The sequence below is a fragment of the Mesorhizobium sp. M7A.F.Ca.ET.027.03.2.1 genome (assembly GCF_003999175.1).
Classification (GTDB): domain Bacteria; phylum Pseudomonadota; class Alphaproteobacteria; order Rhizobiales; family Rhizobiaceae; genus Mesorhizobium.
Map to the genome: position 1 here is coordinate 1 of NZ_RZOM01000289.1, position 6,152 is coordinate 6,152.

Below are 6,152 nucleotides of genomic sequence, written 5' to 3' on the forward strand. Positions count from 1 at the left end.
CACATTGACCCGCCATGACGCGTCCATGCCGCCGACCTCGACCTCGGTCAGCGTTCCGCCGACCTGGATGCCGGCGTGATTGTGCAGGATGTCGATGCGACCGTGCCTCTCGATCGTGCCGGCAATGAGCTTTTCCAGCGCCCCATCGTCCGCGACGTCAGTGGCGATCGCCTCGGCCTGCCCGCCCACTGCCCTTATGTCCGAAGCCGTTGCTTCGCCGGCGGCCTGATCCCTGTCGGCGATGACGACCACCGCGCCTTCCCTGCCCATGATCATGGCGCCGGCGCGCCCGATGCCGGAGCCGGCGCCGGTCACCACGGCGATGCGGTCTTTGAGGATCATGATGCGACTTTCAGTTCGACGGCTTGCGCTGGCGCAATTGCCATTGGGCAAGCACCACAAGCAGCACGGAAGCGACGAGCACGATCGTCGCGATGGCGTTGATCTCCGGCGTCACGCCGCGCCGGATCGACGCGAAGACATAGATCGGCAGCGTCGTCTGCGCCCCGGCGACGAAGAAGGCCACAATGAAATCGTCGAAGGAGAAGGTGAAGGCGAGCAGGAAACCGGCAACGACGGCCGGCATGATCTGCGGCAGCACGATCGAGCGGAACGTCGTCAATGGCGTGGCGTAGAGATCGCTCGACGCCTCGACCAGATTGCGGTCGAGGCTGCCGAGACGCGTGCCGACGATCATCGTCACCAGCGCCATGGAGAACAGGCCGTGCGCCGCGATGATCGAGCCGTAGCCGAGCGCCAGGCGCGGCGGCTGGTCGTCGGGCCAGATCGAGGCGAGGAACGGATTGACGACCGTGAACAGCTGGACGAGCGCGACCAGTGTCGAAATGCCGATGACGACGCCCGGAACGACGATCGCGGCGCCCAGAAGCGCATCGAAGACCGCGCGTGTTCTGATGCCGACGCGCGCCAGGCCGAGTGCTGCCGCCGTGCCGCACAACGCCGCCAGCAAGGCGCTGGTGGTGGCGATGAACAGGCTGTTCTTCAGCGCTTCGACCAGGAACGGGTTCGCCAGCGCCTTGCCGTACCATTGCACCGAAAAGCCGGTGAACTCGCTGGCATGGTGGCCGGCGTTGAAGGAGAACAGAACGACCAGCGCGATCGGCAGATAGAGGAAGGCAAAGACGGCAACAACGAAGGCGCGCATCAGATCAGGTCCACCCGGCGTGCGCCCGAAACCCGGGTCGAGATGCGGTTGGCGGCAATCAGCACCACCACCGAGACCAGCACCAGCGTGATCGCGATGGCCGATCCGAACGGCCAGTTTCGCGACTGCAGGAACAGGTCGACCAGCGCATTGCCGATAAAGAACACCTTGCCGCCGCCAAGCAGCGTCGGGATCAGATATTCGCCCAGCAGCAGGATCATGACCAGCGAGAAGCCGGTCATCACGCCCGGCAGCGACAGTTTCAGGGTCACGCCGAGGAAGGTCGAGAGCGGCGTCGCGCCGAGATCGGCGGAGGCTTCCAGCAGCCGGCGGTCGAGCCGCTCAAGGCTGACATAGATCGGCAGGATCATCAGCGGCAGGTAGCCATAGACGATGCCGAGCAGCACCGCGCCCGGCGTGTTGATCAGCCTGATATCCTCGAAACCGATATAGGACAGCAGAGCCGGGATGCCGCGCCCGCCCAGGATATACATCCAGGCATAGGTCCGCATCAAAAGGCTGGTCCAGAACGGGATGACGACGAGCGCCAGCAGGATCAGCCGCCAGCGCTGCGGCGCCTTCAAGGCGAGGTAATAGGCAACGGGATAGGCGACGAGCAGGCAGGCGAGCGCGCCCACCGGCGCCAGCACCATCGTGTTCCAGAAAGCGGTCGCCCGCGCCGGAAGGTTGGCGTACTGCGCGAACGTGAAAGCCGCTTGATAGCCGCCTTCCGGCGCCCGTTCGCCGACGCTGAACACCGCGATGGCAATGAATGGAAGCACCAGAAACACCACCAGCCACGCGGTCGCCGGACCGAGCAGCAAAGCGGTCGTGAGGTTGTGACGAAATCTATTGCCGCGCATTGAAAACCGCCCCGATACCGGCGGACATATGCCCGCCGGTCAATTGTCCGCGCCAGACCGGCCCTTAGGCCGACTTGAAGCGCGCCATCAATTCGGCGCGGCCCGGATCGGTCAGCGTTGCCGCCGCGCCGAATTCCAGCGGCGTCAACAGGTCGGCCGCCGGATAGAGGATCGGATTGTCGAGCACTTCCTTGGGCAGCAGCTTGTTGACCCGCGCATCGGTCGACGGCGCACCATTGGCCAAATGCTCCTTCACCGCCACCTGCGGATTCATCAGGTAGTTGAGCAGGGCGTACCCGGCCGGCTTGTTCGGCGCATCTTTCGGAATGGCGTAGAAATCGGTCCAGATCTCGCCGCCTTCCTTGCCCAGCACATAGGCGATCTCGGGAATGTCGCGATGCAGCTGAGCGCCATCATTTGTCCAGCACATCGTCATCCAGGCGTCGCCGGCACGCATGCCCGGCTGGTAGTCGGAGGAGACCGCGAACAGATGCGGCTTGACCTTGAGCAGCAGTTCCTCCGCCTTGGCGAGCTCGTCTTGCTTCAACGAGTTGAACGAATAGCCGTAATATTTCAGCGCATTGCCGATCGTGGTCAGCTGGTAGTCGTGCACCATGGTGCGGCTGTCGCCTTCGGCCATGGCGGTATCCCAGAACTCCTTCCAGGTGGTCATCGGCTTGGTCAGCTTCTTGGTGTTGACGGCAAAGCCGGTGGTGCCCCAGTTCTTCGGCACCGCATAGGTCACCGCATCGATCGTGCCTTCCCCAGTGAAGCGGGGATCTTGCTGCGAGCCGTCGAAATTCGGCAGCTTCGCCATCTCCAGCGGCTCGATGATGCCGAGTTTCTTGTAAGTCGAGATCGTGTAGTTGGTCGGCACGAACAGGCTCCAGCCCGAGGCGCCGGCCTGCAATTTGGCCAGCATCTCCTCATTGGAGCCGAAGACATTGACCTCGACGGCGACGCCGGTGTCCTTCTTGAAGTTCTCGAAGGTCGCCGGATCATGATAGTTCGGCCAGGTGGCGATCGACATGCGGTCGCCAAGGCTTTCGGCGGCAAAGGCCGGTGTCGGCATGATGCCGATCTCGCGCGCCATTACCGCCGTGGCAATGCCAAGGCCGGTGAGGCCGAGGAAGTCGCGTCGGCCGATCGAGCCGCGCTTCAAACGCATCAGCTGATCGACAAAATTCTTGGGGCTTATCGGCAGTCCGTCACGATATGATTTCGACATGTTTATCTACCCTCTGGTTGGCCCCGTTGTTCTTGGTCTCCGCAAACGCCAGCGGCGTTCCGGAGGCAAAGCCGATGGCGACGGGTTCACCCGGCTTGAAGAGATTGCCGTGGCCGATCAGGTGATCGGCCTTGGCCAGCAGCGTTCCGATGCCCTGGACCTCGATCGCGTATTCCGCCGTCGAGCCCAGGAAGATCCGGTTGCGGACGACGCCTTTGAAGGGGCCGCCTGTCTGAGCGCCGAGACTGAGCGATTCAGGACGCAGGCTGACCGAAACGGCCTCGCCTTGCTGCAGGGCGGTTCGTTTGCGCGCTGCAATGACGGTGCCATTCGCAAGCGCCACCTCCACCAGATCGCCCGAATGTCCGGCGACGGTACCGCTCAAGAGGTTGGTCTTGCCGACGAAATCGGCGACGAACAAATCGGCCGGTTCGTCATAGATCTCGCTCGGCTGCCCGAGCTGGACGATGCGGCCGCCGTTCATGACGCAGACGAAATCGCTCATCGACAGCGCTTCCTCCTGGTCGTGCGTGACCAGCACGAAGGTGATGCCGATCTCGCGCTGCAGGTTCTGCAGCTCGATCTGCATGTCGGTGCGCAGCTTCTTGTCGAGCGCAGCCAGCGGCTCGTCGAGCAAGAGCACCGCCGGCTTGTTGACCAGGGCTCGTGCCAGCGCCACACGCTGCTGCTGGCCGCCCGACAGTTCGTGGATCTTGCGGCGGCCATAGCCGGCGAGCCGCACCATTTCGAGCGCCTCGCCCGCTCTTGAGGCGATCTCGCGCGAAGACAGCCTTGGCCGCGCCTGGCGCAGCCCGTAGGCGACATTGTCCTCGACATCGAGATGCGGAAACAGCGCGTATTGCTGGAACACCATGTTGACCGGCCGCCGGTAGGGCGGCGTGCCGGCCATGTCCTGGCCGCGAATGAACACCCGGCCTTCGCTCGGCTGCTCGAAGCCGCCGATCATGCGCAGGCAGGTGGTCTTGCCGCAGCCGGACGGCCCGAGCAACGCGACAAAGGCGAAGGGCGGGACAGCGAGATCGATGCCGCTGACCGCGGTCACCGCGCCATAGCGCTTGGTGACGCCGCGAAACTCGATGTCCGGCACTGCGGTCAAGGCTGATGGCTCCAGCAACAGGGCAATATCGGGACGCTACCAGAGCCAATGGCGGCTAGTATATACCTCTCAGGTGGTATATCTGATCTATTTTCTCGTTTAAGGGGGTATGGATTGTCCCGCAGCGACGAATACAGCCAGCTCGCCACGCTCGTCGCGGCGACGCGGGAGACCAGTGGCGACCTGTTCGGCAATGCGCTGGTCGATTGGCTGCGGCTCCATGTCGGCTTCGACCACTGCGTGGTGTTCGGCTATCGCGGCGCGGCGCGCCCGCCGCTGCTGTTCGAAACCTTCTCGCCGGCCGAAAGCCACGTCTTCGTCGCGCTCTATCAGGAGGGACCCTATCTGCTCGACCCGTTCCATCACGCGGCGGTCGAGCGCAAGGAAGGCTTCTGGCGCATGCGCGAACTGGCGCCGGACCGTTTCTATGCCAGCGAGTATTTCCGTTCCTACTACAGCCAGACCAGGCTGGCTGAGGAGGTCGGCTTCTTCGTGCCTCTGCCGGGCAAGGATGCGCTGGTGCTCTCACTGATGCGGCTGCGCGCTTCAGGCCCGTTCGGCACCGCCGATGCCAGATTGCTGCGCGACATGGCGCCGGCGGTGATCAGCTTCGCCAGGCTGCGCTGGCCTATCCTTCCGGCCGATGAACCGGCAGAAGCGCAGCAGGACGAGACGACCACTCCGGTCAACGAGTTCGACCGCGCCCACATCTGGCAGAGCCTGTCGCTGACGCCGCGCGAAAAACATGTCGTCGACCTGGTGCTGCAGGGGCATTCGACGGAATCGATCGCCAGGGCAATGCGCATCGTGCCGGGCACCGTGAAGGTCCATCGCCGCAACATCTACCGCAAGCTCAAGATCAAGTCGCAGGCCGGCCTGTTCGCACGTTTCGTCGAGATCATCGACGCGCGGATCCGGCAGGACCCCTAACCGCCGGCTTCCCACGATCCGGTCTCGGCCATCTTCTTCAGCAGCGGCGCCGGCTTGAACACGTCCTTGCCTGTCCGTTGATGCCAGTACTCGAGCCGCTCGATGATCCTGGCCGGGCCTTCGAGGCCAGCCCAGAACATCGGCCCGCCCTTGCCGATGGGAAAGCCGTAGCCATTGACCCAGACGACATCGATGTCGGACGCACGGGCCGCTATGCCTTCCTCAAGGATCTTGGCGCCCTCGTTGACCAGGGGGTAAAGCGTGCGCTCGATGATTTCCTCCGCACTGATCGCGCGCGGCGCGATGCCCCTCTCGGCGGCCTTGTCGCGGATCAGCGCCTCGACCTCCGGATCCGGGGCCGGGGTACGCGAACCGTTCTCGTAGATATAGAACCCCCGGCCGGTCTTCTGGCCGAAACGTCCTTGCTCGCACAGCGTGTCGGCGATCACGGCCGACAAGCCACGCGCCTTGCGGTTGCGCCAGCCGATGTCGAGACCGGCGAGATCGCCCATCTGGAAAGGCCCCATCGGCCAGCCGAAATCGGTGAATACCTGGTCGATCTGGCTGGGCGTCGCGCCTTCCAGAAGAAGCGCTTCCGATTCCGAGCCACGCGCGGCCAGCATGCGGTTGCCGACGAAGCCGTGGCAGACGCCGACGACAACGGCCACCTTGCCGATCCGCCGCGCCAGGTCGACGACGGTCGCCAGCGCATCGGGCGCGGTCTTGTCGGCGCGCACGATCTCCAGGAGCTTCATGACATTGGCCGGCGAGAAGAAATGCAGGCCGAGCACATCCTGCGGCCGCGAGGTCGAAGCGGCGATTTCGTTGATGTCGAGATAGGAGGTGTTG

General features: G+C 64.0%; 7 protein-coding genes. 1 reads left to right on the forward strand and 6 read right to left on the reverse strand.

The window, feature by feature from the left end:
- The 5 genes from EN750_RS14740 to EN750_RS14760 all read right to left on the reverse strand — a co-directional run.
- Window positions 1-342: SDR family NAD(P)-dependent oxidoreductase (locus EN750_RS14740; protein WP_127396848.1), on the reverse strand; the 342-nt coding region annotated here is incomplete at its 3' end.
- A gap of 10 nt (window positions 343-352) precedes the next feature.
- Window positions 353-1,165 carry an ABC transporter permease gene (locus EN750_RS14745; protein ID WP_127396849.1) on the reverse strand — a complete coding sequence of 271 codons (813 nt, stop codon included), beginning with the start codon at window positions 1,163-1,165 and terminating at the stop codon, window positions 353-355.
- The gene (locus tag EN750_RS14750) at window positions 1,165-2,028 is read right to left on the reverse strand and encodes an ABC transporter permease (protein WP_127396850.1); all 864 of its coding nucleotides are present in this window, start codon (window positions 2,026-2,028) and stop codon (window positions 1,165-1,167) included. Before EN750_RS14750 ends, EN750_RS14745 begins: the two co-directional genes overlap by 1 nt.
- Before the next feature lie 64 nt (window positions 2,029-2,092).
- Window positions 2,093-3,256 carry a spermidine/putrescine ABC transporter substrate-binding protein gene (locus EN750_RS14755; protein WP_127396851.1) on the reverse strand — a complete coding sequence of 388 codons (1,164 nt, stop codon included), beginning with the start codon at window positions 3,254-3,256 and terminating at the stop codon, window positions 2,093-2,095.
- Window positions 3,237-4,373: an ABC transporter ATP-binding protein gene (locus EN750_RS14760; protein WP_127396852.1), complete on the reverse strand. Its 1,137-nt coding sequence runs from the start codon at window positions 4,371-4,373 to the stop codon at window positions 3,237-3,239. Before EN750_RS14760 ends, EN750_RS14755 begins: the two co-directional genes overlap by 20 nt.
- 114 nt (window positions 4,374-4,487) lie before the next feature.
- Here EN750_RS14760 and EN750_RS14765 point away from each other — a divergent pair, with 114 nt between their 5' ends.
- Window positions 4,488-5,303: a LuxR C-terminal-related transcriptional regulator gene (locus EN750_RS14765; RefSeq protein WP_127396853.1), complete on the forward strand. Its 816-nt coding sequence runs from the start codon at window positions 4,488-4,490 to the stop codon at window positions 5,301-5,303.
- Here EN750_RS14765 and EN750_RS14770 read toward each other — a convergent pair.
- Window positions 5,300-6,152: 3-hydroxyacyl-CoA dehydrogenase family protein (locus EN750_RS14770; protein ID WP_245482711.1), on the reverse strand; the 853-nt coding region annotated here is incomplete at its 5' end. The two genes, EN750_RS14765 and EN750_RS14770, sit on opposite strands and share 4 nt — an antisense overlap.

Bases quoted from the DNA above. Each gene is read 5' to 3' on its own strand.
- EN750_RS14750 (WP_127396850.1), bottom strand. From the start codon at position 2,028: ATGCGCGGCAATAGATTTCGTCACAACCTCACGACCGCTTTGCTGCTC.
- EN750_RS14745 (WP_127396849.1), bottom strand. From the start codon at position 1,165: ATGCGCGCCTTCGTTGTTGCCGTCTTTGCCTTCCTCTATCTGCCGATC.
- EN750_RS14755 (WP_127396851.1), bottom strand. From the start codon at position 3,256: ATGTCGAAATCATATCGTGACGGACTGCCGATAAGCCCCAAGAATTTT.